This is a genomic window from Chryseobacterium amylolyticum (assembly GCF_051011775.1).
Classification (GTDB): domain Bacteria; phylum Bacteroidota; class Bacteroidia; order Flavobacteriales; family Weeksellaceae; genus Chryseobacterium.
On record NZ_JBPCHX010000003.1, the window covers coordinates 667,390 to 693,585 of the forward strand.

At 36.7% G+C, this 26,196-nt stretch carries 23 protein-coding genes; 14 read left to right on the forward strand and 9 right to left on the reverse strand.

Annotated features, from left to right (window positions below; genetic code table 11):
- Positions 1 to 9: 9 nt before the first annotated feature.
- The 3 genes from ACR1PO_RS11785 to ACR1PO_RS11795 form a co-directional block, all read right to left on the reverse strand.
- Positions 10 to 870, reverse strand: coding sequence for an alpha/beta hydrolase fold domain-containing protein (locus tag ACR1PO_RS11785; protein ID WP_433986874.1), 861 nt, complete (start codon positions 868 to 870; stop codon positions 10 to 12).
- Positions 871 to 948: 78 nt separating this feature from the next.
- Positions 949 to 3,207, reverse strand: a complete 2,259-nt coding sequence (locus ACR1PO_RS11790; RefSeq protein WP_433986875.1) for a TonB-dependent receptor domain-containing protein — start codon at positions 3,205 to 3,207, stop codon at positions 949 to 951.
- A 45-nt stretch (positions 3,208 to 3,252) separates the two neighbouring features.
- Complete coding sequence (locus ACR1PO_RS11795; RefSeq protein WP_433986876.1) at positions 3,253 to 5,514, reverse strand: TonB-dependent receptor domain-containing protein; 2,262 nt, start codon at positions 5,512 to 5,514, stop codon at positions 3,253 to 3,255.
- Positions 5,515 to 5,837: 323 nt separating this feature from the next.
- Here ACR1PO_RS11795 and ACR1PO_RS11800 point away from each other — a divergent pair, with 323 nt between their 5' ends.
- Complete coding sequence (locus tag ACR1PO_RS11800) at positions 5,838 to 7,619, forward strand: carboxypeptidase-like regulatory domain-containing protein (RefSeq protein ID WP_433986877.1); 1,782 nt, start codon at positions 5,838 to 5,840, stop codon at positions 7,617 to 7,619.
- 44 nt (positions 7,620 to 7,663) lie between these two features.
- Here ACR1PO_RS11800 and ACR1PO_RS11805 read toward each other — a convergent pair whose 3' ends face one another.
- From ACR1PO_RS11805 to recJ, 3 genes are all read right to left on the reverse strand, one after another.
- A complete protein-coding gene (locus tag ACR1PO_RS11805) occupies positions 7,664 to 8,002 on the reverse strand; it encodes a DUF3817 domain-containing protein (protein ID WP_433986878.1) in 339 nt (112 codons plus the stop codon).
- A gap of 74 nt (positions 8,003 to 8,076) precedes the next feature.
- Positions 8,077 to 8,661 (reverse strand): nicotinate (nicotinamide) nucleotide adenylyltransferase, encoded by a 585-nt coding sequence (gene nadD / locus ACR1PO_RS11810; protein WP_332388258.1) that lies wholly within the window; start codon positions 8,659 to 8,661, stop codon positions 8,077 to 8,079.
- 129 nt (positions 8,662 to 8,790) lie between these two features.
- Entirely contained in the window at positions 8,791 to 10,503 is a 1,713-nt protein-coding gene (recJ, locus tag ACR1PO_RS11815; RefSeq protein ID WP_433986879.1) for a single-stranded-DNA-specific exonuclease RecJ, read from the reverse strand.
- Between the two features lie 305 nt (positions 10,504 to 10,808).
- Here recJ and ACR1PO_RS11820 point away from each other — a divergent pair, with 305 nt between their 5' ends.
- Positions 10,809 to 11,606 (forward strand): SDR family NAD(P)-dependent oxidoreductase, encoded by a 798-nt coding sequence (locus ACR1PO_RS11820; RefSeq protein ID WP_433986880.1) that lies wholly within the window; start codon positions 10,809 to 10,811, stop codon positions 11,604 to 11,606.
- Positions 11,607 to 11,679: 73 nt separating this feature from the next.
- Here the strand turns inward: ACR1PO_RS11820 and ACR1PO_RS11825 are convergent, their stop codons facing one another.
- The gene (locus ACR1PO_RS11825; protein ID WP_002983348.1) at positions 11,680 to 13,302 is read right to left on the reverse strand and encodes an ABC-F family ATP-binding cassette domain-containing protein; all 1,623 of its coding nucleotides are present in this window, start codon (positions 13,300 to 13,302) and stop codon (positions 11,680 to 11,682) included.
- Between the two features lie 121 nt (positions 13,303 to 13,423).
- Here ACR1PO_RS11825 and smpB point away from each other — a divergent pair, with 121 nt between their 5' ends.
- The 5 genes from smpB to ACR1PO_RS11850 all read left to right on the forward strand — a co-directional run bounded on the left by smpB (position 13,424) and on the right by ACR1PO_RS11850 (position 18,160).
- Positions 13,424 to 13,882 carry an SsrA-binding protein SmpB gene (smpB, locus tag ACR1PO_RS11830; protein ID WP_041462062.1) on the forward strand — a complete coding sequence of 153 codons (459 nt, stop codon included), beginning with the start codon at positions 13,424 to 13,426 and terminating at the stop codon, positions 13,880 to 13,882.
- Between the two features lie 77 nt (positions 13,883 to 13,959).
- A complete protein-coding gene (locus ACR1PO_RS11835; RefSeq protein ID WP_433986881.1) occupies positions 13,960 to 15,471 on the forward strand; it encodes an OmpA family protein in 1,512 nt (503 codons plus the stop codon).
- A gap of 94 nt (positions 15,472 to 15,565) precedes the next feature.
- Entirely contained in the window at positions 15,566 to 16,306 is a 741-nt protein-coding gene (locus ACR1PO_RS11840) for a YebC/PmpR family DNA-binding transcriptional regulator (RefSeq protein ID WP_002983354.1), read from the forward strand.
- A gap of 57 nt (positions 16,307 to 16,363) precedes the next feature.
- The gene (locus tag ACR1PO_RS11845) at positions 16,364 to 17,188 is read left to right on the forward strand and encodes a UDP-2,3-diacylglucosamine diphosphatase (RefSeq protein ID WP_433986882.1); all 825 of its coding nucleotides are present in this window, start codon (positions 16,364 to 16,366) and stop codon (positions 17,186 to 17,188) included.
- Complete coding sequence (locus tag ACR1PO_RS11850) at positions 17,189 to 18,160, forward strand: glycosyltransferase family protein (protein WP_433986883.1); 972 nt, start codon at positions 17,189 to 17,191, stop codon at positions 18,158 to 18,160.
- Here the strand turns inward: ACR1PO_RS11850 and ACR1PO_RS11855 are convergent.
- The gene (locus ACR1PO_RS11855) at positions 18,149 to 18,439 is read right to left on the reverse strand and encodes a GNAT family N-acetyltransferase (RefSeq protein WP_332388253.1); all 291 of its coding nucleotides are present in this window, start codon (positions 18,437 to 18,439) and stop codon (positions 18,149 to 18,151) included. The two genes, ACR1PO_RS11850 and ACR1PO_RS11855, sit on opposite strands and share 12 nt — an antisense overlap.
- Positions 18,440 to 18,568: 129 nt before the next feature.
- Positions 18,569 to 19,318 carry an RDD family protein gene (locus ACR1PO_RS11860; RefSeq protein WP_332388252.1) on the reverse strand — a complete coding sequence of 250 codons (750 nt, stop codon included), beginning with the start codon at positions 19,316 to 19,318 and terminating at the stop codon, positions 18,569 to 18,571.
- 28 nt (positions 19,319 to 19,346) lie between these two features.
- On the opposite strand from ACR1PO_RS11860, the gene ACR1PO_RS11865 reads away from it, so the two are divergent.
- From ACR1PO_RS11865 to ACR1PO_RS11895, 7 genes are all read left to right on the forward strand, one after another.
- Entirely contained in the window at positions 19,347 to 20,330 is a 984-nt protein-coding gene (locus ACR1PO_RS11865) for a stage II sporulation protein M (protein ID WP_002983361.1), read from the forward strand.
- On the forward strand, positions 20,314 to 21,276 hold the full coding sequence (locus ACR1PO_RS11870; RefSeq protein ID WP_433986884.1) for a DUF4013 domain-containing protein: 963 nt from the start codon (positions 20,314 to 20,316) through the stop codon (positions 21,274 to 21,276). Before ACR1PO_RS11865 ends, ACR1PO_RS11870 begins: the two co-directional genes overlap by 17 nt.
- Positions 21,269 to 22,060, forward strand: coding sequence for a DUF4129 domain-containing protein (locus ACR1PO_RS11875; protein WP_433986885.1), 792 nt, complete (start codon positions 21,269 to 21,271; stop codon positions 22,058 to 22,060). The genes ACR1PO_RS11870 and ACR1PO_RS11875 overlap by 8 nt, the downstream gene beginning before the upstream one ends.
- A gap of 11 nt (positions 22,061 to 22,071) precedes the next feature.
- Complete coding sequence (locus tag ACR1PO_RS11880) at positions 22,072 to 23,229, forward strand: DUF4350 domain-containing protein (RefSeq protein ID WP_433986886.1); 1,158 nt, start codon at positions 22,072 to 22,074, stop codon at positions 23,227 to 23,229.
- Between the two features lie 87 nt (positions 23,230 to 23,316).
- Complete coding sequence (locus ACR1PO_RS11885) at positions 23,317 to 24,348, forward strand: AAA family ATPase (protein ID WP_332388246.1); 1,032 nt, start codon at positions 23,317 to 23,319, stop codon at positions 24,346 to 24,348.
- Between the two features lie 79 nt (positions 24,349 to 24,427).
- The gene (locus ACR1PO_RS11890) at positions 24,428 to 24,778 is read left to right on the forward strand and encodes a four helix bundle protein (RefSeq protein WP_332388245.1); all 351 of its coding nucleotides are present in this window, start codon (positions 24,428 to 24,430) and stop codon (positions 24,776 to 24,778) included.
- A 78-nt stretch (positions 24,779 to 24,856) separates the two neighbouring features.
- On the forward strand, positions 24,857 to 26,179 hold the full coding sequence (locus ACR1PO_RS11895) for a DUF58 domain-containing protein (RefSeq protein ID WP_433986887.1): 1,323 nt from the start codon (positions 24,857 to 24,859) through the stop codon (positions 26,177 to 26,179).
- Positions 26,180 to 26,196 lie beyond the last annotated feature (17 nt).

Sequence of the window (26,196 nt, forward strand, 5' to 3'; positions counted from 1 at the left end):
CAGAGCGTGTTATTTTTTGTCAATTTTTTTAATGAAGGTTTCAATTTTATCAATAAGAAATACATCATGTGGCTGTTTGTCCCAATCCAGATGTCCTCCATTGAATTGATAAGACTCATGGATAACATGGTTGGCTGTCAAAGCTGAATCCAGTCTTTTTTCCTGTGTAGACGGAATGACACGGTCCAAACTTCCGTAATAAGATAAAGTAGGAGGGGAATCACTTTTTATCCATTTCACAGGGCTGGCAAAACCTATCTTTGATATTCCGGTTTCAATTGTTTCAGGATCCACAAGTCTGCTTTCCACAAAAGAATATTCCTGATAATTTTTGAAACCTGGATCAGACAGATCTGCCGGGCCCACAATATTAATCACAGCTTTAACTCTTTTATCAGCGTCAAATTTATAAGCATAAAGCATAGATAAATGACCTCCGGCGCTGTTACCTAATAAAATCACACCGGGATTGTAGCCCAGTTTATTTTTTAATAATTCAGTTACTTTTTTAATGTCATCAGTTTGATTTGGAAGCCCAAAGTCAGTAGATGAAGCCAGTCTGTAGTTCATATTAACAAAAATATGATCGGGAAATTTCTGCATCACAGAGAGCGTGAAAAAGGTTAATTGCGATTTATTCCCAGCTCTCCAGCCTCCGCCATGAATTATAATAAAAACATCCTTTTCTTTATTTGTTCGTGTAGATGGAATATAGAGATCCATAACCTGGTCAGCATTATTCCCATAATGAATATTTTCTTCTTTATCAAAATTGATATCATCTCTGAGCTTTATCTTTTTTTCTTTGCAACCTGTCCATAGAAAAAGGAGACTGAGGGATATCAAAATAATTTTTATATCTTTTTTCATAATGATTAAATATAAAAAATCCGCTGAAAAGAATCAGCGGATACCGTAAGAATAATTAAATATGAAGAAAGATAATCTTTATCTTGTTCTGCTTTTGATGGCATCTGAGGCCCCTTCGATGTCTCTTACCTTTTTCACTTTCTGGTTTCCGAAATTGTAGGTAAGGCTTACAATTAAACTTCTGTTGTAACGGTTTTGGTGGATATAATTGTAATTTCCGTTTTCCTGAAAATCTTCAATTTTCACGATGTTGGTATTCAGGACATCGTTTACATTCACTGCAAAAGTCCAGTCGTTCCACATTTTCTTAAGGCTGAGGTCTAAGCTCATTAAGTTTTTCAGTGAACCAAGCTCAATCTGCTGCTTGTCTACAAAGAAATAATTAACTCCGAAGAACCATGTTTTCTTTTTATCAAGACGAATGGTGTTGTTGGTCTGAATCAGAAGGCTGGTAGAATTCGTTTTATTGGTGTAGGTAATAAAATTTCCGTTAGGTCCTTTATCATTCTTAAACCGGTCTCCGGTAGTAGGATCGGTATCAAGACTTCCATTGTTGATGTTATGCTGCACCCCGATATTAAAGTTGGTCGTCCAGTATTGTTTGAAAAACGACTTCTGAATACCTACCATGGCAGACATTTCCTGCTTGTTCCCAAAATTGGTTCTGATATATCTCAATGCCGGATTATCTCCGATCTTACCATCCGGTGATACCGGATATCCCTGAAGTGGAACCTGTGTAATAACGTCCTGAATATAAGAATGGTTTAAAATCAGGAAATATGAATTTCTGTACATGTATGTAAGTTCCTGATTGTAGGTGGAGGAAGCTTTTACAAACGGGTCATTCTGAGTGTAATTATCTTCTGTCAGGATATTTCTTACAGGATTAAGTTCCCAGAAGCTCGGTCTTCTCATTCTGCTTGAAAAAGAGTATGAAATATTATTTTTATCATTAATCGCATAATTCAGGCTCAGATAAGGAAGTAAGTTATTGTAGTTTCTTTCAATCCTTTTAAGCGCTTCTGTAGGGGCATTGTCAGAAGTTCCCAAACTGTTTGTGATCTCGTATCGGGCTCCTATTTTTCCCGAAAGTTTGTCAGAAATCTTTTTTTCAACGGTAAGATACATTCCGTAGATGTTTTCATCATAAATAAAATGGTTGGGTCTTGAATCCGGGGATGCCAGGGGATCAAAAGAATAAGTAATGTTTTTAGAATCGTTGTCTGTTTTGGTTTTATTATAATTTCCTCCAACTGAAACGGTAAGATCATTTTTAAATTTCTGATTGTAATCTACCATTCCGGAGAAATTATTAATGATCTGCGGAAGATCCTGAAGCACCTGTGTTGTTCTTGCTCCCACATTTCTGTTGATGTCTGAAGCAAAGGTTTGATTATCTGTAAACTGGAATCTTCTATAGTTGAGGTAAGCTGCATTTACATTCAGTTTACTGCCTAATGAATCTGTTTTCAGTTCATAATTTAAATTCACAGAATTATTGTAGGACCTTGCATCTTCTCTGTTTTTGGACCATGTATATTCCGTATCTGTTTTTTTAATGGTATTAAATAAGTCTACCGTTGAGTTATAGCTTTTATTGGCCCAGGTATTCCATGATAGTGCAAGGTTGCTTTTATCATTAAGCTGATAATCAATATTGAGATACCCTCCGATATTTTTGTTCGGATCATCAATATCACCTGTAGATTCATTGGATGTTTTGGCTGTACCGTTTCTGAGGGTATACGTTTGTGCTTCAATATTTTCACCGCCACTAAGACTGGCGCTTACTCCCAGCTTGTCCTTTCTGTAGTTGGCCGAGAAACTCGCCTGGCTTCCGTTATACTTATTGGTTGTATTAGACATTCTCATATTTCCGTTGAGACCGTCGCTCATTTTTTTCTTTAAAACGATATTGATGATTCCATCTGAAGATTCAACCTGATATTCACTTCCGGGAACAGTGATCACTTCAATTTTCTGGATATTTTCAGCCGGAGTATTTTTCAGGAACTGAGCCAGAGATTCAGAATCCATATTGCTTTTTCTTCCGTTGATATAGATCAGCGCATTATTTTTCCCTGCGATTTTCAATGTTTTATCATCCGTAGAAGATAATAAAGGCGTCTGCTTCAGAAGGTCAAAAGTGGTATTTCCTTTGGCAGCAGGGGATGCTGCCACATCGTATACAAAACGGTCGCTTTGCTTTTTAAAAACCTGTTTTGTGATGGTTACACCTTCTATATTTTTTGTTTTTGCCGTATCAGATTTCTTCTCCTGAGCAAATGCACAGGTACCGAATACAATAGCCATTGACAAAATTATACGTTTCATGTTTGTTTTATTTAAGAGTGGATTTAGTGAAATAAGTTGTATAGTTTAGGTTCTTGATTTTACAGCATCATTAGCTGATTTCATTTCCCTTGCTTTTTTCAGTTTCTGATTTCCGAAATTGTAAGTAACCCCGATGCTCATCAACCTTGGATAATTGAAGTTGGTGATATTGTTAAATTTTCCGTTGGGCTGTACTCCTTTAACTCTGTAGAAGCTTTGGTTAAATAAGTCACTCACTTCTGCTACGATAGTCCAGTCCCCTGCAATTTTTTTCAGGCTGAAGTCAAAGCTCTGTCTTGCACCTATCATCCCGGCTTCCATAGCGGTCTGGCTGGCAAAGAAGTAATTCACTCCCAGGAACCAGTCTTTTTTAGAAGAGAGTCTTATAACATTATTGATGGTTACAGACATATTATAGTTTTTAACATCAATGATATAAGGATCTATCACTTCAGTTTCTCCCGGGGCAGGCATGGCAGTAGGATCTTCAAATACTCCGCCTTTGTAGGTAATATATCCTAAATTGACAGAATAATTGGTTGTCCATATGTCTTTGAACCAGGATTTGTTCATTCCAAGAGTGAGAGCAATTTCCCTGTTTTTACCATAATTGGTTCTGATATACCTTAAGAATCTGGTGGTTTCCATAATTGGATTACCTTCGCTGTCCTTTATGATTTTCCCTTGGGCATCTTTTTGAGGAGCCGTTACAGTTCCCTGCAATGGAATCAGGTCTGAAGCTGCTGCATCTTCCACCATATTGAAACTAAGGTTGGCATAGAATGCATTTTTGTACATATAATTTAACTCTTGATTATAATACTTTGATGCCAGTATAAATGGATTGTTCTGTGTATAATTGGTTGGAGTAAAGTAGGTTCTCGAAGGATTCAGCTCCCAGAATCTCGGTCTTCTGATTCTGCTGGAAAAAGTATAGCTTAGATTATGATCAGGATTGATAGCGTAATTTAAATTCAGATAAGGCAGGAGGTTATTGTAATTTCTTTCAAAGCCTGTTTTATCAACAATGTCTCCGGTGCTTCTGGTCATTTCGTAGCGGGCACCAATCTTTCCGGATATTTTTTCAGTCAGTTTTCTTTCATAGTTCAGATAAATTCCAAGTATATTTTCCTTATAAATAAAGTGGTTGGTCTGATTCGGATCTATTACAAACTCTCCGTTTTTCAGCTTATCCTGTCTGGTATCGTTATCTGTATTGGTGTGATTGTAACTGATTCCCATTAACCATGTAGCTCCTTTAGCTGTCTTTTTCAGATAATCGATATTGGCTGCATAGTTGTTGATGATCTGTGGTACCGCCTGATGCAATGCCGAGTATTTGTTAATTGTATCATTCGTTAACGGAAAACTCTCGTTGAAGCTTACTTTATCCCTGTTGAACCATAGGTAAGAAACGTTTGAGGTAAGTTTACTCCCCAAGGAATCTGTTTTCATCTCATAATTCAGATTGAAAGAGTGGTTTCTGGTCTGGGCGTCCTCGTTATTCACTGTTCTGTTATTTAATACTCCGTTTTGCAAGTTGGTAATATCCAGTACAGAATTGAAGCTTTTATTGTATCTCATGTTGTAGGAGAATCCAAGGCTGTGTTTTTTATTAATCTCGTAATCGATATTGAAACCTCCTCCAAAATTTTTGTTCGGATCATCATTAAATCCAAATGATTCATTTTTGAAAGTAGAATCTCCGTTGGACAGCGTATATCTTTGTCTGTCTGTCCAGCTTCCTGTTCTGAAATTGGAGTTCCCCGACCATTTGCCTTGTCTGAAGTTAAAAGAAGCTCCTGCATTGGGATTGTTGTAATAAGCCTGCTCGTTCTGCATTTTCAGCGTTCCGTTATAGCCGTTGTTTTTGCTTTTTTTCATCACAATATTGATGACTCCTTCTTTAGATTCGACCTGGAATTCGCTTCCGGGAACCGTAATCACTTCAATTTTCTGGATATCTTCAGATGGAGTAGACTTCAGCATTTCAATCAATGCCTCAGCGTCCATATTGGTTTTTTTATTGTTGATATAAATTACTGCATCATTTTTTCCCAGAATCTTCAGGGTTTTTCCGTCAATGCTGGAAATCATCGGAGTTTGTTTCAAAAGATTAAAAGTGTTGGTTCCTTTAGCGATAGATGAAGAAGCTACATCATATACCAAACGGTCACCTTGCTTTTTGAAAACCTGCTTCTTGAGAGTCACTGCATCAATGGCATTTACTTTCAAACTGTCTTTTTTCTGCTGGGCAGTTATAAGTCCGCCGAAAAATAGAGCTGCAATAAGAATCTGAGTTTTCATGATATTATTTTTTAATTAATAGCTTGTATGGTTTGTTATTTAACATTGCAAAGATATATAATAAATTTAGTATTATGCAATACAAAGTACTTAAAAATATTTTTAAATTATTGTAATCGTTTGATTATCAGTTAATAAAAATTTTATTTAAAATATTGATTGTTTGACCTTTCTGAATAATAAGACAAATGAAAGATGTTAAATGTTACATCAAATAAAAAAAATAATGAATAATTTTTTTTTTTAAAATGAAGAAATAAAATAAAATATGTTTGCAGTTGTCTTTTATTATTAATTTAGTGAAAATTAAAAACTAATACCATATGAGAAAATTTTACCTATTATTTTTATTACTTTCATTATTATTTTCATGTAAAAATGAATCTTTATTAGAAACAGGAGATGAAACAATAAATTCTCCATCTAATTATAATTTCGGAAATACTGCACAGCGAAATTTCCAGGGAATAATTCTTGATACAAGTGGAAATCCGGTTTCCGGAGCAACAGTTACCATCGGAACAAGTACCGTTACAACCGATCTTAAAGGTTTCTTCACATTTAAAAATGCTTCGGTAAAAGAAAATTTTGCCCATGTAAAAGTGACAAAGACCGGTTATATAAATGCATCCAGGGTTTTGGTTCCTACCAATGGAATAAACAGAGTGAACATCATGATGATTCCTGCAACAGTTACCTCTACAATTACGGCGGGCTCTGCATCTACAGTTTCACTACCCAACGGAACCAAAGTAAAATTTGATGGAAGCTTCAAAGATGCCAACGGAAATGTATACGCTGGAAGTGTAAGTGTCGGGGTTTTTCACCTGGCTCCGTCCAACCAGTATCTCAATGAATTAATGCCGGGATCCTTTTTGGCAGACAATTCAGGAGGGAATGCCAGAATAATGGAAACTTTTGGAATGCTCCATGTACAATTAACGGGAAGTTCCGGGCAAAATCTTCAGATTGCAAACGGTCATACTGCAGAAATTACAGTTCCGGTGGATGCAGCGCAAACTTCCAGCTCACCAGCTACAATACCATTATGGTCTTATAACGAAGAGACCGGAATGTGGAAGGAAGAAGGTGCTGCAACAAAGATTGGAAATACCTATGTAGGAACAGTAAGCCATTTTTCCTGGTGGAATTATGATGCGCAGTTTGCACAGGCAACCTTGAAAGTAACAGTAAAAAACGCGGCAGGACAGGTTTTACCTAATATTAGAGTCGCTTTAAAGAGAACTTCTCAAGCATATGAAACTTACGGAATGACAGATAATACAGGAATGGTCTCCGGAATTGTTCCGGCAGGTGAGGTCCTCGTTTTAAAAGTTTATGATGTTTGTAATAACGTATTATATACCTCTAATGTAGGTCCTCTCCCGGTTGGAATCATAACAACAATTCCTGAAATTACCATAAACCCGTCTACGTCTGTCAATTATACTATTCAGGGAAGTCTTAAAACATGTACAAATACTAATGTTACCGATGGCTATGTACTACTTAAACCAGTGGCGGGTATGTACTATTTCCAATATATGTCAGTACCAGTAAACAGTACCGGAGGCTTTACATTCAACACATATGCATGTACTGCAAATCCACAGTTTATCTACGAAGGGTTTGATGCCGCTAATTTACAAAGCACTCATGAAGTGACTTTCACGGCTCCGTCTGCCACAGTCAATTTGGGGAATATCATGGTTTGTAATTCTTTGAACGAATTGATCAGTTATAAAATTGATAATCAGCCAACCGTTAATATAGTGGGATTGTTTGATGTAAAGTGGGGAGGGCTGACGACGACGTCGCCTGTTGTATCGGCCAAGCAAATGATAATAAGCTCAACGAATTCTGCGGGGCCTTTTTTCTATATGAAACAAATCAATGTGCTGGGAGTTGCTGCAAGTTTTAACACAGGGTATGGGTTTGAATTTTCAGGAGGTTATATCACAACAAATAATGGAAATATGACTGTAAACATAACCTCTTTTGGAGCTGTAGGAGATTATATTGATTTTACAGTTAATGGAACGTACACCGATAGTTCAGGAAATCACACTTTCACTGCAACAGGACATGTAAAGAGAGATTTCTAATCATGTAAAAATAAAAGGATCGAAAAGGTCCTTTTTTATTTTATTTATTCTCTGTCGAATCGGGCGAGCTTTTTATCTACCCAAACCGTTGCAAAGGGGAAAAATGCAGATAATAAGGCAAAAACAAAATCTTCATCATCCCAGTTATAAATTTTTCTTGCGGGAAGGCAGAGCAAAAGGTAAAGCGTAAAAAATAATCCGTGTAAACTGCCAATAACGCTGATGAAAATGATAGAATATAAATTTTCATCATACCGGATCCAGATCATCGCAACACAATAGAGTAAAAGGCAGGAAACAGCTTCAGCAAGACAGATCTGTTTAAACCATCTGATGATTTTTTCCTGAGCATATTTTGAGAAAAATTTTTCGATGAAGTTCATTTCTTTAAATATAAATTAAGAGCTATAAAGAAGAATATTTCTCCCTTGATGCTTCTCTTTTCTGATTGGCAAAATTACTTATAAAAATTGCTACCATCCAAATATTCAAAAACTTCGGGCGGAAGCATAGGTCTTACATTTTTACCATCTCTAATCATATTGCGGATTTCAGTGGCAGAAAGTTCTATGACCGGTGCTTTGATCATGGAGATATTTTCATGCTGTAAATATTCAGAATCTTTTTTCTCCCCTTCAAATACCCTCGGATAAACAATAATATGATGATTTTTGATCAGGACATCAGAATTTTTCCATTTGTGCAGGCCCTTAAGATTATCTTCTCCCATGATCAGGCTGAAAGAATAATCAGGGTATTTTTCGTGAAGATAGGTGAGCGTATCAATCGTATAGCTTGGTTTCGGAAGAGAAAACTCCACATTGGAAGCTCTCATATTCGGATAATTCTTTACTGCCAGCTGTACCATATCCAGTCTGTTGTGATCATTCAGTAAAGATTTCTTGTCTTTAAACGGGTTTTGCGGGCTCACCACAAACCAGAGCTCATCCATATCAGAATTTTCCAGAATATAATTGGCCAGAATAAGATGTCCGATATGAATTGGATTGAATGATCCGAAAAATAAACCGATTTTTTTCATGTTTTGTTAGTAGGTAGCTGATAACAGTTGACAGTATTTTAGTGTAGGCAGCAAAAATCAAGTTTTTTAGGCTGACAGAATTTTATGATGGTTCTGCTTTTACCTGCAACTAAATTCTGCAACCCTTAGTTAATCCCTGAATTTCACATCCTTTATATTAAGATAGTGGGTTACATTGCCTTTCCAGTGGTTTTCTTCTAGGGTAAAAGCAAGATCGAAATTTTTATTTTTAAAATCTTCCACGAACTGCCCCAATTTAAATCCGACACATTCAATATTTCGTCCCGTAGATTCCTGTCTGATATAAAACTTAAGGTGATTGTTATCTTTTCCCATTGTTTTTACATATCCCGAAAGTTTTTGATTGGTTAATGTAAAGATAGGCTTCATATTATGAGGCCCGAAAGGAGCCAGCTTTCTGTGGAAATTGATAAACTCCCTGTTGATCTCATCAATTTTAATTTCCGTGTCGATGGTAATCGAAGGTTCTTTCTGATGTTCCTGGATTTTTTCAGAAACAATTCTTTCAAATTTTTCCTTGAAAGCATCAAACTTGTCTTTCTCCATTGAAAGTCCGGCAGCAGCATGATGGCCCCCGAATTTAAGGAAATATTCAGAACACATATCAAGAGCTTCATGTACATCAAAATCTGAAACAGATCTTGCAGAAGCTACCATTTCACCATTATTACCATCGGTAAATACAAGTGTCGGTTTATAATACGTTTCAATAAGCCTTGAGGCTACAATACCGATTACTCCTTTATTCCATTCAGGATGATACACGATAGTCGTATGCTTGGTTTCCTGCTGGGATTCTATAATCTGATTCAGGGCAGAAAGGGTGGAATTCATATCCAGTTCGCGCCTTTCATCGTTGAGGTTCATGATGTCATTGACTATCTGGTTGGCATGTTTCAGATTGTCAGAAACCATAAGCTCCACAGCTGCTTTACCATGGGAAATTCTTCCGGCAGCATTAATTTTAGGGGCTATTTCAAAAACGATATTGGAAATTTCAAAATGAGAAAGCTTGTCCTCAGGAATTAATAATCTTAAACCAAGATTTCTGGTTTTCCTTAGGGTTTTTAATCCCATTTTAGCCAGGACTCTGTTTTCTCCTGTCATGGAAACAATATCTGCTGCAATGGAGATCGCCAGAAGATCTGTAAGCTCAAATAGCTCAGCTTCCGGTAATTTATAAATGGTGTTAAGTCCCTGGCAAAGCTTAAAACCAACCCCGCATCCTGAAAGTTCCTTGAAAGGATAACGGCAGTCGCTTCTTTTAGGGTCAAGTACAGCTGCAGCATTAGGAATCTCTTCGCCAGGAAGGTGGTGATCACAGATAATAAAATCGATACCAAGATTAGTGGCATAATTGATCATATCGAGTGCCTTGATTCCACAGTCAAGAGCAATGATTAATGAAAAGCCATTTTCTTTGGCAAAATCAATTCCTTCTGTAGAAATTCCGTAGCCTTCAGAATTCCTGTCCGGAATGTAGTAGTCCAGGTATTTTTTCTCAACAATTTTGCTGAGATAAAGGTACATCAGGGCAACGGCTGTGGTTCCATCCACATCATAGTCACCATATACCAGTATTTTTTCACCATTTTCAATAGCGGTGGCGATACGCTCTACAGCTTTTTGCATATCTGCCATTAAAAACGGGTTGTGGATATCGTTAAGGTTCGGTTTGAAGAATTCTCTGGCCTTTTGATAATTGTCAATTCCCCTTAGAACGAGGATTTTAGATTCAAAAGTACCAAAACCAAGTGACGAACTTAGTCTGTCCACAACTTCCTCATCGGGTTCAGGCTTGTAAATCCATTTTTGACTCATTTCACAAAAATAAGGAAAAAAAATAGCATTCCGAACAGAACCGGAACGAAGTTTTGACTTTGTAAATGTTAAAAAAAAGGCTCTGCAATACTATCAAGTTGGATTATGAACTCAACTTTCCTGATCTCTTTTCAATAATTTCCACCATGAATGGGCTTTTCAACAAAACGATTTGAGCTTTCCAACAAAACCAGATCATGATGTGCTGTGTAATTTTGCTTTATCAAAAATACTGAATAAAGTAAAAATAGCTTTTTGCATAAGCTTTCAGTAAAAATTAAATAAGTAATTAAAACTAGTTCAAAATGGATTTACAATTAAAAGGAAAAAAGGCTCTCGTTACCGGCTCAAGCTCAGGTTTGGGTGAAGCAATTGCAAAAATGCTGGCAGATGAAGGAGCTTCTGTAATTATTCATGGCAGAGATAAAGAACGTGCAGAAAAAGTAATGCATTCTATATTGGAGAAAGGAGGCATTGCAGAAGTTGCCGTAGGTGATCTTTCAGCGGATGAAGGTGCGGATCAGGTTGCATCTGTAGCTTTGAAATCCGGACAGATTGATATTCTCGTTAATAATGCAGGCGCAACTTCTCACAAATCATGGGGAGAAGCAGGAGCCGACGATTGGCTGGATATTTACAATACTAATGTAGTTTCCTATGTCCGGATGATTCAACGTATTGTTCCTCAAATGAAAAAATTAGGCTGGGGAAGGGTAATACATATCGGTGGAGGACTTGGTATACAGCCCATAAAAGAGCAGCCACATTATAATGCGACTTTGGCGGCACGTCACAATATGTCAGTTTCTCTTGCCAGATCAGTTAAAGATACGGGAATCACCTCGAATGTGGTTTCGCCGGGAGCAATTATGAATCCAATGGTTGAAGAGTGGCTTACGAATGCAGCCCCGAAGTTTAACTGGGGTACCGATCCGGAGGAAATCAGATACAAGGCTGTACAGGAACTTATTCCTAATGATACGGGCAGATTCGGGGAGCCTGAAGAAATTGCAGGAGCTGTGGCCTATCTTTGCAGCCCCTTTGCTGATTATATCAGTGGTTCTGTCATTAGGGTTGATGGCGGTACCATTCGTTGCTTATAAAACAGATATGATTATATAAAGAAAGGCTGTCTTTCAGGACAGCCTTTGATTTTTATCTGATGTTTTTAAAAAATTAAGAATACATTTTCTCTCTTAATTCTTTTACCTTTTTATCAGCAAGATACTCGTCATAATTCATTTCTCTGTCAATGATTCCGTTAGGAGTCAGTTCAATGATTCTGTTACAGACTGTTGAAAGCATTTCGTGGTCATGAGACGACAACAGGATGTTCCCTTTGAAATTAGACAAAGAGTTGTTCAGGGTTGTAATACTCTCAAGGTCTAAGTGGTTGGTAGGTTCGTCCAGTAAAAGAACGTTCGCTTTCTGAAGCATCATTCTGCTGAACATACATCTCATTTTTTCACCCCCTGAAAGTACCTTACAAGATTTCAAAGCTTCATCACCGGAGAATAACATTCTGCCTAAGAATCCTCTTACGAATTCCTCATGACGTTCCTCATCGTTCTTTGTAAATTGTCTCAGCCAGTCAACCAGACTCAGGTCTTCCTGGAAGAAGTTCGTATTGTCTAGCGGCATATGAGATTGGGTAGTTGTAACTCCCCATGCAACTGTTCCTTTATCTGCTTCAACATTTCCGGCAAGAATTTCGAAAAATTCTGTGATTGCCAAGGAGTTTTTAGAAAGTACAGCTACTTTATCTCCTTTTTTAAGGTTTAAATCAATGTTAGAGAATAATAATTCCCCGTCTTTTGTTTTCTCAAGACCTTTTACGTCAAGGATCTGATCTCCTGCTTCTCTCTCCATTTCAAAAATGATTGCAGGATATCTTCTTGATGTTGGCTTGATATCATCGATATTTAATTTATCGATCATTTTCTTTCTTGCAGTAGCCTGTTTCGCTTTCGCTACGTTAGAACTGAATCTTGCGATGAAGTCCTGAAGTTCTTTCTTCTTCTCTTCAGCCTTTTTGTTTGCCTGGGCTCTCTGTTTGGTTGCCAGCTGGGATGCCTGATACCAGAAAGAATAGTTACCTGTATAAAGGTTAAGTTTAGAATAATCAAGGTCACCGATGTGTGTACAGACAGTGTCCAGGAAGTGACGGTCGTGAGATACAACGATTACGGTGTTTTCGTAATCAGCAAGGAAGTCTTCCAGCCATGAGATGGTATCAATGTCAAGGTCGTTGGTAGGCTCATCCAGAATCAATACATCAGGATTACCGAAAAGTGCCTGAGCCAAAAGAACCTTTACTTTGTCTTTGTTTTCAAGTTCACCCATTAGCTGCCAGTGCATGTCCTCAGTGATTCCTACGTTAGAAAGCATGGTTTGCGCATCAGATTCTGCAGTCCATCCACCCATTTCATCATAAATTACACCCAGTTCGCCGGCTTTGATACCGTCTTCGTCAGAGAAATCTTCTTTTGCGTACAGCGCATCCATTTCCTCTTTTATCTCAAATAATTTCTTATTACCTCTTAAAACTGCTTCAAGAACAGTAAACTGGTCATAAGCAAAGTGATCCTGTTCCAAAACTGACATTCTTTTCCCTGGTTCCAGAGATACGTGCCCTGTTGTAGGATCCTGCTTTCCTGTTAGTATTTTCAGGAATGTAGACTTTCCCGCACCGTTTGCTCCGATGATCCCGTAGCAGTTTCCTTTGGTAAACATAATATTTACCTCGTCAAAAAGAACTCTTTTCCCGAATTGTAAAGATAAGTTAGATACTGTTAACATATAGTTTTGTAAATTTGGCGCAAAAATACGAAAAGAATTTGGGTATTTTGTAATAATATAATAGTCAAGTTTTTAAATGTACGGTATTTTTTATACATTTCATTAACGAAATTTTAAAATGATGAAGATTGAGAAAACAGTTAATATATTAAACAGAAGAGCCCGTTTTGAATATGAAATTCTGGAAGAATACGAAGCCGGAATGGTTTTAACGGGTACAGAAATAAAATCTTTACGCTCATCCAAAGCATCTATCACAGAATCGTTCTGTCAGTTTATTGATGGGGAGTTGTACATCATCAACATGATGATTGATGAGTATAAATTAGGAACTTTTTACAACCATAAAACAAAAAGGGAACGGAAATTGCTCTTGCACAAAAAAGAATTACAAAAACTTGAAAAAAAGTTAAAGGATGCCGGGAACACTATCATACCTTTAAAATTATATATCACTGACCGAGGTAAAGCAAAGGTGCTGATAGCGCTGGGTAGAGGGAAAAAGCTTTTCGATAAAAGAGAGGCGATAAAAGATAGAGAAAATAAACGGAACCTGGACAGAATATTAAAGAAAAGTTAAAAATCATTTGAAAAACTTTGTATATAAAGAAAAATTATATTTATTTTGCATTATCAATTATTTAATCATTTAATTCTATGAAAAATCTAAAATTAGGAATTTCAGCATTGGCGCTTACTGTTGCCTCTACTGTTTTCGCGCAGACTACCAACAATCCGTGGTTAATCGGAGTTGGTGCTCACGCTGAAAACCACGTAGCAGCACGTACAAGCTTCAGTAATACGTTCTCTGCTAACAATTTGACAAAGAGTATGTTCAATGTGAACAACTTCTCTATTACACCTCCACTATCTAAGTTAACAGTTGCTAGAAACGTTGGTAAAGGTTTAGTAATTGACTGGCAAACTTCTGTTGGAAATGTTGAAAACAAAAGATTCAACATGGGGAAAGAATTTTTCCTAATGACAGGTCTTGGTTTCCAGGCTCACGCTGCAGGTCTTTTATGGAACGAAGAATCTTGGTTTGATCCATATTTAAGAGTTGGTGCTAACTACTTAAGACATGATTATACAGCTCTTACTTTCCCTAGAACATCTGTTGATGCTAACGGTAACGCAATCGAAACTGTAACTAACGGTAAGGATGGTAACGAAAACGGTAAAGCTAATCACTTTACTGTAGCTACAGGTGCTGGTGCTAACTTCTGGGTAACTAAGAACTTCGGTCTTGGTGTTCAGGGAGATTATGTATCAACTCCAGGTGACAAATCTACTGTTGCTAACTTCTGGCAAGCTTCTGCTTCCATCTTATTCAGATTCGGAAACAGAGATAGAGATAAGGATGGTATCCTAGATAAAGATGACCTTTGTCCAGATACTCCAGGTTTACCAGAATTCCAAGGATGTCCTGATACTGACGGTGACGGAGTTCCAGATAAAGATGATCAATGTCCAGAAGTGGCTGGTCCGGTTGAAAACAACGGATGCCCTTGGCCAGATACAGACGGTGACGGTGTAATCGACAAAGATGACGCTTGTCCTACAGTAGCAGGTCCTGCTGAAAACAACGGTTGTCCTTGGCCAGATACAGATGGTGACGGTATCCTAGATAAAGATGATGCTTGTCCTACTGTTCCAGGTCTTCCAGAATACAACGGATGTCCTAAACCAAAAGAAGTGATTGCTCAAGAAGCTACAGGTGCTCTTAAAGATATCTTATTTGATTTCAATAAGGCTACAATCAGACCTGAATCTAGCACTAAACTAGATCAAGCTGCTACAATCATTAAGCAATCTAACGATGGTACTTTCTTAGTAACTGGTCACACAGATAAGAAAGGTGCTGATGCTTACAACTTGAAACTTTCTAGACAAAGAGCTGCTGCAGTAGTAGGTGCACTAGAATCTAGAGGAGTTAGTGGAACTCAACTAAAATCTGTAGGAGTTGGAGAAAGAGACGCTACTGTTTCTGAAAAAGCTTCTGATGCAGAAAGAATGGTTGACAGAAAAGTAGTTGTTGAAGCTGTAAACGGCGCTGCTTGGGATGCACTTAAGAAATCTGATCTAGATGTTGTAGAGAAGAAGACTGTAGTGAAAAAAGCTAAAAAAGCTCCAGCTAAGAAAAAAGCTGCTGCTAAAAAGAAAAAATAATTAATTTTTCTAAATAATGAATACCTCCAATTTTTTGGAGGTATTTTTTTTTTGTTGACTTTTAAGTAATTTTGCTGTAAATTAAAAAATTAAAATGGGAAGAGCATTTGAATATAGAAAAGCTTCTAAAATGGCCAGATGGGATAAAATGGCCAAAACATTCTCTAAAATAGGAAAGGATATTGCACTGGCTGTAAAGGCTGGGGGACCTGATCCTGAATCCAATCCGGCATTGAGAAGATGCATCCAGAATGCAAAAGGTGCCAATATGCCTAAGGATAACGTAGAAAGAGCAATTAAGAAAGCAAGTGGGGCAGATGCGGAAAACTATGAAGAAATCACTTATGAAGGTTACGGACAGGGTGGTGTCGCTTTTTTTGTAGAATGTACTACAAACAATACAACAAGAACTGTAGCGAACGTAAGAGCGGTTTTCAATAAGTTTGATGGTAACCTTGGAAAAAATGGTGAGCTGGCATTTATCTTCGATAGAAAAGGAATTTTCACAATCGATCTTGCACAGATCAAAATGGATTGGGATGATTTTGAAATGGAAATGATTGACGGAGGTGCAGAAGATGTAGAAAAAGACGAAGAAGAAGTAATGATTACAACAGCTTTTGAAGATTTCGGCTCTCTGTCTCATAAACTGGATGAGCTTGGCATTGAAGCAAAAAGCGCAGAATTACAGAGAATTCCAAATAATACCAAAGAAGTGAATGCCGAACAGTTCAAAGCGAATATGAAAATGCTTGAGCGTTTCGAAGAGGATGATGACGTGCAAAACGTTTACCACAACATGGAAATCACTGAAGAGCTGATGAACTCTTTATAAAAAATAATATAGCATTCATATATAGTTAACTTTCAATTAGTTTCTTTGTATAAAACTATGAAAAGAAACGTTGAATTAGTTGTTATATCGGATGTTCATTTGGGAACTTATGGATGTAAGGCTAAAGAACTGTTGAGATACCTCAATTCTATACAGCCTAAAACTTTAGTTTTAAACGGTGATATTATTGATATCTGGCAGTTTAAAAAGTCTTACTTCCCTAAACCTCATTTGAAAGTAATCAGGAAGATACTTTCATTAGCTACCAAAAACACAGATGTCTATTACATTACAGGCAATCATGATGAGATGTTCCGTAAGTTCACAGATTTTGAACTGGGAAAGCTTAAAGTCTGTAACAAAATCTGTCTGAATATTGATCAGAAAAAAACCTGGATTTTTCACGGTGATGTTTTCGATGCATCAGTCCAGCATTCAAAGTGGATCGCCAAACTTGGCGGTAAAGGCTATGATCTATTAATTATTATCAATAATGTTGTAAATTGGTTCTTAGAGAAAATGGGGAAGGAGAAGTACTCATTTTCTAAAAAGATCAAGAACAATGTGAAAAAAGCAGTAAAATACATCGGCGATTTTGAACTCACAGCTTCCGAACTGGCTATTGATAATCATTATGACTATGTTGTATGCGGACATATTCATCAGCCGCAGATCCGGGAAGTTGTTACTAAAAAAGGCTCATGTACTTATCTGAATTCAGGTGACTGGATTGAAAATCTCTCTGCTTTGGAATACCATGATAAAGAATGGAAGATTTTTTATTATGACGAGCATAAACATTTGCTGAAAGATGATGAAGCGGAAGAAATTCCTGAAATGGATAATTCTGCCCTTTTAAAAATCGTAACGAATTTCTCTTAGATGAAGATTTTGTATGCATTCCAGGGTACCGGAAACGGGCATGTAGCCAGAGCGCAGGAAATAATTCCTCTTCTCAAAAAATATGCATCGGTTGATACCTTGATCAGTGGGCACCAATCGCAGTTAAAAGCTGATTTCGATATTAACTTCCAATACAGAGGTATTTCCCTTCTCTATAATAAAACAGGCGGCTTATCCTACCGGAAAACGTTTACAGAGAATAAATTTATTGAAGCTGCGAAAACAATCAGAGAATTGGAACTTTCACAATATGATTTAATCATCAATGATTATGAACCTTTAACAGGGTGGGCTTCCAAGCTGAAAAAACTTCCTATGATAGAACTCAGCCATCAGGCTTCCATGAGTTTTCCGGAAACACCAAAACCCCCAAAAAAAGACTTTCTGGGAGAAATGATTTTAAAATATTATGTTCCCAGTGAAAGGAAAATAGGCTTTCATTTTGAGAATTACCATCCTCAGATCAAAAAGCCTGTGATCAGAAGAAAAATCAGAAATCTTAATCCTTATAAACAGGGATATTATCTTGTCTATCTTCCCAGCTTTGCAGATGAAAATATTATCAGGGTTTTAAGAAAAATTCCTGTAGAATGGAAAGTCTTTTCAAAATACAGCACAGTACAGGTTAAAGTAAAAAATGTGGAGGTATTTCCAATTGATGAAATGCAGTATCTGAAATATTTTGAAGGCTGCGACGGAATTTTGTGTAATGCAGGTTTCGAGACACCTGCAGAAGCATTGTTTATGGATAAAAAATTGTTTGTAATTCCTATTCATAATCAATATGAACAGGAATGTAATGCATGTGCCTTAGACCAAATGGGTATCCCCAATTCCAAGGTTTTAAATCTTCACGAGATTATGGAATGGGTAGCATCTGATCATCATCTTAAAGTGGATTATCCTGATGATATTGAAGATATCCTGGTCAATGAAGTTTTAATTCTTTAAAAATATATCGTCCACATCACTCATTCTCATCATCACAGATCTTGCATAGGAACAATGCGGGTATACTTTCCAATTGTTTTCTCTGGCAAATCTTATAGCTTCTTCCACTAAAAATTTCCCCATTCCCCTGCCTTCAAATTCCGGATGTACCAATACAAAAGAGATAATCAGTTTGTGGTCTTCAGGGAAAATAGTATAGGTAAGTCTGCCGACTTCTTTTATTTCATTATTTAAAGTAAGAACTCCGCCGTTTCCGGATTTATTGTTTACAAATTTCATGATTCTGAACTTTCTGATTAAATATACAAAAATTGAACCGACCTTTGCATAAGCAATAAGCTCTGCTGTGAATTTTCAACATTTTTCAATTGGCCATTCACTCGCGAAGCAAAACGGGCTATTGGCCTGCTAACTGTCTTTCCCTGTATAGTAGTTGTAATCTTTGATGATTACGTTAATAAACTGTCTTTCCGTCATTTTTGTAGGATCTATTTCCAGCTTCAGAATACTTTTGATTTTATCAGACAGTTTACTGATGATCTGGCGGTCATCTGCTTTCAAGGCTTTGGTGTAATTATCTTTGATGATTCTCATATCATTATCACTCAGGGCAATCACCTGTGGGAAGGAAGGAATGTAATCTTGGTGGATATTTTCTAAAATGGTATGAGAGATATTAATGTTGTTTTTTAGAGAAATAACAGCTGTTCCGGAAGCAATGTCCCCTAAACGCTGGTTGTTTTTAGAAACAATCATAGAAATAAGTCCTATTACTCCAGCAAAGGAAACATCAACAATCCTGAATATCCAGCGGATCATGTAATCCGCAAAACTTGCCTGATAACCGTCAATCTTCACTACTTTGATTTTCATGAGCTTTTTGCCGGGAGTCTGGCCTTCCATAAGACTTTCCAGGACAAGAGGATAAATGTAGATAGGAAATGTAAGAATAAGATATACGGCTCTTACAGACCACTCATCAAGGCCATCTAATAAATACCCCAGATCAAAAATGCTGAAGAACAGATACAGGACGATCATTACATAAGCAATTCTGATCAGAAGATCAATAATGAAGGCGAGCATCCTTTCTCCTACACCTGCAATATTAAAATTAATATTTACATTTTGTGAGGTATTTATCGCGATTTGAGACATATTTTTTATTATTTTAGCCTTAACAATTATGAGAGAAGTTTATTTCATTAAACAAAATAAAGAAAAATGGTTGGGAATAGAACAGGTTATTCAAGGGAAAATTAAAAAAAATCCTGATGACCTGTCTTCGCTGTACATAAATCTGATCAATGATCTTTCTTTTGCCCAGACCTATTATCCCAAAAGCAACACGACAGTGTATCTGAACCATCTGTCTGCCCAGATTTTTCAGAAGATTTATAAAACCAAAAGGGTAGAGGAGAACAGGCTGGTTTACTTTTTCAAAACTGAAGTTCCGCTGCTGATATACCATTACCGGAGATATCTTATGTATGCTTTTCTCTTTTTCATATTATTTACTTTAATTGGTGTCCTTTCTGCAGTTTATGATAAAGACTTTGTCAATATCATTCTGGGCGAAGGATATGTGAATGAAACCATTGAAAATATTAAGAGTAATAATGCTGTAGGAGTCTATCAGAATGGAAGTACCTGGGGAAGTACCATCGGGATTATATTTAATAATATTCAGGTGGGTGCAAAATTATATATTTACGGAATTGCCGGTGGAGTAGGAACATTATATGCATTGCTGTCAAATAGTGTCATGCTGGGAGCTTTTCAATATTTTTTCTATGATTATGGAGCATTGAAAGACAGTGCAAGAGGAATATGGCTTCACGGGGTTTTTGAAATTTTTGCTATGGTGGTGGAAGCCATGTGCGGATTGATCCTGGGAGCCTCTATTTTATTTCCGAGAACCTTTTCAAGGTTTAATTCTTTTAAAAAAGGATTTAAAGATTCATTTAAAATATTTTTAAGTACGGTTCCTTTCACTATCTGTGCAGGAATTATAGAAGGTTATGTCACCAGACACGCATTGAAGATGCCTTTAATTCTGAACCTTATCATTATTTTTGGCTCACTGGCAATTATTGGATATTACTATTTTGTGTATCCGTCTGTTGTTTACAAAAAAACTAATAAACTGATCAATGATACAATTTTATAAAAAAAGGGATTTTGGAACTTTTATAAGTGATAGCTTCAATTTTTTCAAATTATACGGTAAGAATTACTTTAAAAACTACATCCTGATCAATGGTTTGCTTTTGATCTTAATGGTCACTGTTGTGGTTTTCGGATACAAAGAGCTTTTTTCCCAGATATTCGGATCCAATCTGGGCGGTGAAACCTATTATTTTGAACAGTATTTTTCAGAAAATTCCGGAATGCTGATTACCGTCGGATTACTGACTTTTCTGCTTTTCATGGTTTTAATGATCGTAAACTACCTGTATCCGGTTTTTTATTTAAAGAGAATTGCACAGGGCGCGGAAAAGATCAAGGCAGATGAAATTCTGAGTGATTTTAAAAACAATGCAGGGAGAATAGCTAAATTATGCCTTGGGATGATCTTTATCGTCACACCGGCGATTTTATTTGTGTTAGGCTTTTCTTATATCCTCATTTTTATTATAATCGGCTTTTTTTTGATACTGCTTCTTTATCCCACGATATTTAATTTCACTACATTTCTGATGTATGATTACTTTAATTCGGACAGGGGTTTTTGGGGAAGCTTAAGCTATGCTTTAAGATCGCAGTTTTCTTACCCGAATGGCAGTGAAAAATCTCCCTACTGGAAATATTGGGGAGCTGCATTTGTCATGTTCATTATTATTTACATGATCACGTCAATTTTTACATTCATTCCGATGATGTTTTTCTACGGATCCCTTCTTACCACTGCGCCGGATGGAAATTTTGAACAGAATCCTTTTACGGGAACTGCAGGCATCTTGTTTTTTGTATTATACGGAATTTCAATGCTGCTTTCGTTTTTCCTTTCAAACCTGATGTATGTTAATGCGGGATTAATGTATTATGACAGCAGAACAGATCTGCATCAAAAGGTAGAACTTGCGGAAATAGACACTATCGGAATCAATGAATAGAATTCTTTTTTTCTTACTGCTTTTCTTCTCTTCCGGGCTGGTTCATGCACAGGACGATACTCCCGCTTCTGATGATCTGGCAGATTCATTATATACAACAGGGCATTACAGAAATATGCTGCGTGCAGACTCTGTATTGATGAAAAATCCGGTATCGGAGAATAGGGTTTATCCGAAAACATTTAAAGAAAATATATCCTCAAGATATAAAGGAAATGAGTTCGATTATTCGGTGTCAAAACCGAGAGAATCTTTCTTTCAAAAACTGATGAGAAAAATCAACCAGATTATACGGGGGATTTTTGGTGAAACAGCTATGACTAAGTCTGCAGAATTCACCACTGTTCTTATCCGCCTTTTTGCAATTATTCTGGTAGGTTTCCTGTTGTATTTCATCATTAAATACATCATGGGAAAAGACGGGAATTTTATTTTCGGTAAAAAGAATAAAAAACTGGATATCAATGTGCAGGAACTCCATGAGAATATCCACGAGATCAATTTCCCCGAAAGTATTGCCCAATTTGAGCTGTCAGGAGATTACCGTTCTGCAATACGTTATCACTTCCTGTTTATCCTTAAAAAGCTGAGTGACAAAAAACTGATCAGCTGGAATCCTGAAAAAACAAATAAGGATTATTCTGCAGAGTTAAAAACTCCCCATCTGAAAAACGATTTTTCAAACCTCTCTTATATCTTTGATTATGTCTGGTATGGCGAATTCAGTATTGAAGAAGAGAGCTATCAGAAATTTAAAAACCAGTATCAGGCATTTAAACCATAACAACAGTAACCATGAATAAAACTTTCAAAACATATGCTGCAATTTTCATCATTGTGATGATTATTCTGGCATTGCTTGAAGTTAACAAAAAAGAAACGACAGACTGGCGGAAAAACTTCGATATCAATGAAAAGTCACCGTTCGGACTGTTTGTTTTTAATAATGAAGCCAAACATCTTTTTAAGAACAATCTGAAAAAGGTAGAACAGGCTCCTTATGAATATTACAGCCAGCATAAAAAAGACGCTCACAATATTATTGTTATTGAAAACAACCTTGATGGTGAATCGTGGAAAAAAATCCTGACCCAGGTATCCGAAGGTTCAGATGCCTTTCTGATGGTAACCCGAATGCCGAAAGAAGTTTCGGATAGTATCGGATATTATGATTCGGAAATCTCTTTCGAAGAGGAAAATGTTCTGAAACTTACGGATAAAAAATTCCAGAATGATTTCATCAGATTAGATAAATTTCCATCAGGAAGAGGGTTCTCCTTCATCAAACCTAAAGTAGAGGTACTTGGGAAAACAGTGGAAAAAAAGAATACGGATCAAGCCAACTTTATTAAGGTTAAGTTTGGAAAAGGGTATATTTATGCTCATACAGAACCCCTTTTTCTGACCAATTATTATCTGCTGAAACCGGGAAATGCAAAATATGCACAGGATGTATTTTCCTATCTTCCGGATAGAGAAACCCTTTGGTTCGTTTCAAATAAAAGCTCAACATCACGTTTCTTTATGCGGTTTGTATTGTCAAATCCGGCTTTAAAATATGCATGGTGGGTATTTTTAGGAGGGCTTGTGCTTTTTATTTTCTTTAATGCCAAAAGAAAACAGAGAATAGTACCTGTAACGGAGCCATTAAGAAATACTTCCCTGGATTTTGTAAAAAGTATTGGAAATCTTTATCTTCAGGAAGGTGATTTCCATGATATGATGGCGAAAAAAGCTCAGTATTTTCTGAATAAAGTAAGAATGGATCTGCTGATCGATACTCAGCATCTGGATGAGGAATTTGCTAAAAAATTACAGCTGAAAACCGGAAAAACCATGGAGATGATTAATGAGGCAATAATACTTATTAAAAAAGCTCAGGATCCCTATGCCAGCGTAATGAAGGAAGATCTTACCAGAATTAATAAGCTTCTTGATGAAATATTTAGATAATATAACAAAATAATAATACGACGAGATAGCAGTTCCCCAATAATTGTTATATTGATACATTGCTAGATTGGTAAATAAAAACTTATTATGGAAAACTTTGATAACCCCAATATAGAAAACCAAAGTTCTATAGACCTTAATAAACAGGAAGAGCAGTTTCAGTCGAGAATCGATATGATTGAACTTCGCGCAAGCTTAGAGAAAGTAAAATCTGAGATCGGAAAAGTAATCGTAGGACAGGAAAAGATGATTGAACATCTTTTGGCTGCTTTACTTTCAAACGGGCACGTCTTGATTGAGGGTGTTCCGGGAGTAGCCAAGACGATTACAGCAAAATTATTGGCTAAGACCATCGATGTAGGCTTCAGCAGAATCCAGTTTACGCCGGACCTGATGCCTTCTGATATCCTGGGAACATCTGTATTTAATGTAAAAAACTCGGAGTTTGAATTTAAAAAAGGTCCTGTCTTTTCCAACTTTATCCTGATTGATGAAATCAACAGATCGCCGGCAAAAACCCAGTCTGCATTATTTGAGGTAATGGAAGAAAGACAGATCACAATGGATGGCACGCGCTATACAATGGAAGAACCTTTTCTGGTGATAGCAACACAAAACCCAATTGAGCATGAAGGAACATACCGCCTTCCGGAAGCTCAGCTGGACCGTTTTCTGTTCAAAATTAATGTAGGCTACCCTAATCTCGAGCAGGAAATTGCCATCATTAAAAATCAGCACGAAAGTAAAAAAGAAGATAAAACAGAAGGCATACACCGTGTTATCACGGCTGAACAATTAAAAAATTACCAGCATCTGGTAAAAGAAATTATTGTGGAAGCCCAGCTGATGGAATATATTGCTAAAATTATCATTAACACCAGAGAAAACCAGTTTTTATATCTTGGAGCTTCTCCGAGAGCTTCCCTGGCGCTTCTTACAGCTTCAAAAGCATTTGCAGCCCTTAGAGGAAGAGATTTTGTGACTCCTGAGGATATCAAAGAGTCATGCTACGCTGTTCTGAGACATAGAGTAATTGTATCTCCTGAAAGAGAAATGGAAGGTCTTACAGCAGATGAAATTATCCGTCAGATTTTAGAAGGAATAGAAATACCTAGATAGACCAATAGGTAGTAGATGGTAGGTAGCTGGTAGCAGTTGATTGTGAGTGAATGTTTAAATATTTACAAAATTATTATGTATGGCAAATTTTAAAGAGCTTTTAGTCTGGCAGAGATCTATTGATTTTGTTACTGAAATTTACAGAAATACAGAAGCTTTTCCTAAGGATGAGATTTACGGCTTGACATCACAAATCAGAAAGGCTGCTGTTTCTATACCCTCCAATATTGCAGAGGGAAACTCAAGGAGAAGCAAACCTGATTACCTGCAATTTTTAAAAATATCAAGAGGCAGTTGTGCAGAAGTAGAAACACAATTAATTATTTCAAAAAATCTCAAATTTTTAAAGGAAAATGAGCATTTAAAATTAAATGAAAAGATTATAGAAATATCCAAAATGTTGAACGGACTCATTAACTCATTGCAATAATACAACTGTGAGATCTATTGTGAATTCACCTAATCCTCATAACCTGCCACCTATCATCTGCAACCTGCCACCTAACCAATGAAAAACTTATACATCAATACCCGTTTCTTTTTTACGCTCGTTGGAGTGGGAATACTGTATGTTCTGGCATTTTTCTTTCCGGTGCTGATGTGGGTAGCCCATATTACACTCTTGATGTGCTTTCTGGCAGCGATGGTAGATTTTCTGCTGCTTTTTAATCAAAAGAATGCCTTACAGGTGCAAAGGATTTTGCCGGAAAAACTGTCCAACGGAGATCAGAATTTTGTAAAAATTGACATCAAAAATAATTATAGTTTCACTATAAGTACAAAAATAATTGATGAAATCCCGTTCCAGTTTCAGAAAAGAGATTTTCTGATTGAAAAACAGATTGCTTCAGGAGCCAATACTTTTTTTCAGTATTCATTAGAACCTAAGGAAAGGGGAGAGTATCATTTCGGAGGTCTGAATGTCTATGCATCATCACCATTGGGCTTCATCTCAAAAAGATTTATTTTCCAGAAGGATGCTATGCTGCCTTCTTATCCGTCCTTTATCCATCTCAGAAAATATGAGCTGATGGCCATTCAGAGTGAATTTTTATTAGGCGGAATCAAGAGGGTGAGAAAGCTGGGACATACCATGGAATTTGAGCAGATCAAAGAATATGTGCCCGGAGATGATATCAGGACTATCAACTGGAAAGCCACTTCGAAAACGAATCGTTTAATGGTTAACCAGTTTCAGGATGAAAAATCCCAGCGTATCTTTATGCTGATTGATAAAGGAAGAACGATGAAAATGCCTTTCAACGGATTAAGCCTGCTGGATTATTCCATTAATGCAACCATGGCCCTGTCTCATATTATTTTGAGAAAAGGAGACAGAGCCGGAATGATGACATTTTCCAAAAAAGCTGAAAATAAAATTGCTGCCGATAATAAGTCCGGCCAGTTGAAAAAAATATCTGAAGCCCTTTATAATATTAAAACGGATTTCTTTGAAAGTGATTTCAACCGTTTGTATCAGGATGTAAAATATTCCATCAACCAAAGAAGCTTAATTCTGCTTTTTACCAATTTTGAGACGTTAGATGGATTGAACCGCCAGTTGAAATATCTCCGCGGAATTGCTAAAAACCATTTGCTGGTAGTTGTTTTCTTCAAAAATTCTGAACTGCAGACCCTGATCAACAAAAATCCGGAAAATATGCAGGAAATCTATGACGAAATCATTGCTGAAAAATTTGAGTTTGAAAAGAAACTGATCATCCAGGAACTCCGCAAATATGGAATTTATACCGTCTATACGCTTCCGGAAAATTTGAATATCGATGTTATCAATAAATATCTGGAGATAAAAGCGAGAGGAATTTTATAACTTTGCAGAAGCAATAA

Bases quoted from the DNA above. Each gene is read 5' to 3' on its own strand.
- ACR1PO_RS11845 (WP_433986882.1), top strand. From the start codon at position 16,364: ATGAAAAGAAACGTTGAATTAGTTGTTATATCGGATGTTCATTTGGGA.
- ACR1PO_RS11885 (WP_332388246.1), top strand. From the start codon at position 23,317: ATGGAAAACTTTGATAACCCCAATATAGAAAACCAAAGTTCTATAGAC.
- ACR1PO_RS11860 (WP_332388252.1), bottom strand. From the start codon at position 19,318: ATGTCTCAAATCGCGATAAATACCTCACAAAATGTAAATATTAATTTT.
- ACR1PO_RS11790 (WP_433986875.1), bottom strand. From the start codon at position 3,207: ATGAAACGTATAATTTTGTCAATGGCTATTGTATTCGGTACCTGTGCA.
- ACR1PO_RS11805 (WP_433986878.1), bottom strand. From the start codon at position 8,002: ATGAACTTCATCGAAAAATTTTTCTCAAAATATGCTCAGGAAAAAATC.
- ACR1PO_RS11800 (WP_433986877.1), top strand. From the start codon at position 5,838: ATGAGAAAATTTTACCTATTATTTTTATTACTTTCATTATTATTTTCA.
- ACR1PO_RS11820 (WP_433986880.1), top strand. From the start codon at position 10,809: ATGGATTTACAATTAAAAGGAAAAAAGGCTCTCGTTACCGGCTCAAGC.
- ACR1PO_RS11795 (WP_433986876.1), bottom strand. From the start codon at position 5,514: ATGAAAACTCAGATTCTTATTGCAGCTCTATTTTTCGGCGGACTTATA.
- ACR1PO_RS11870 (WP_433986884.1), top strand. From the start codon at position 20,314: ATGATACAATTTTATAAAAAAAGGGATTTTGGAACTTTTATAAGTGAT.
- ACR1PO_RS11875 (WP_433986885.1), top strand. From the start codon at position 21,269: ATGAATAGAATTCTTTTTTTCTTACTGCTTTTCTTCTCTTCCGGGCTG.
- ACR1PO_RS11880 (WP_433986886.1), top strand. From the start codon at position 22,072: ATGAATAAAACTTTCAAAACATATGCTGCAATTTTCATCATTGTGATG.
- ACR1PO_RS11865 (WP_002983361.1), top strand. From the start codon at position 19,347: ATGAGAGAAGTTTATTTCATTAAACAAAATAAAGAAAAATGGTTGGGA.
- ACR1PO_RS11785 (WP_433986874.1), bottom strand. From the start codon at position 870: ATGAAAAAAGATATAAAAATTATTTTGATATCCCTCAGTCTCCTTTTT.
- ACR1PO_RS11835 (WP_433986881.1), top strand. From the start codon at position 13,960: ATGAAAAATCTAAAATTAGGAATTTCAGCATTGGCGCTTACTGTTGCC.
- nadD (WP_332388258.1), bottom strand. From the start codon at position 8,661: ATGAAAAAAATCGGTTTATTTTTCGGATCATTCAATCCAATTCATATC.
- ACR1PO_RS11840 (WP_002983354.1), top strand. From the start codon at position 15,566: ATGGGAAGAGCATTTGAATATAGAAAAGCTTCTAAAATGGCCAGATGG.
- ACR1PO_RS11895 (WP_433986887.1), top strand. From the start codon at position 24,857: ATGAAAAACTTATACATCAATACCCGTTTCTTTTTTACGCTCGTTGGA.
- smpB (WP_041462062.1), top strand. From the start codon at position 13,424: ATGAAGATTGAGAAAACAGTTAATATATTAAACAGAAGAGCCCGTTTT.
- recJ (WP_433986879.1), bottom strand. From the start codon at position 10,503: ATGAGTCAAAAATGGATTTACAAGCCTGAACCCGATGAGGAAGTTGTG.
- ACR1PO_RS11855 (WP_332388253.1), bottom strand. From the start codon at position 18,439: ATGAAATTTGTAAACAATAAATCCGGAAACGGCGGAGTTCTTACTTTA.
- ACR1PO_RS11890 (WP_332388245.1), top strand. From the start codon at position 24,428: ATGGCAAATTTTAAAGAGCTTTTAGTCTGGCAGAGATCTATTGATTTT.
- ACR1PO_RS11825 (WP_002983348.1), bottom strand. From the start codon at position 13,302: ATGTTAACAGTATCTAACTTATCTTTACAATTCGGGAAAAGAGTTCTT.
- ACR1PO_RS11850 (WP_433986883.1), top strand. From the start codon at position 17,189: ATGAAGATTTTGTATGCATTCCAGGGTACCGGAAACGGGCATGTAGCC.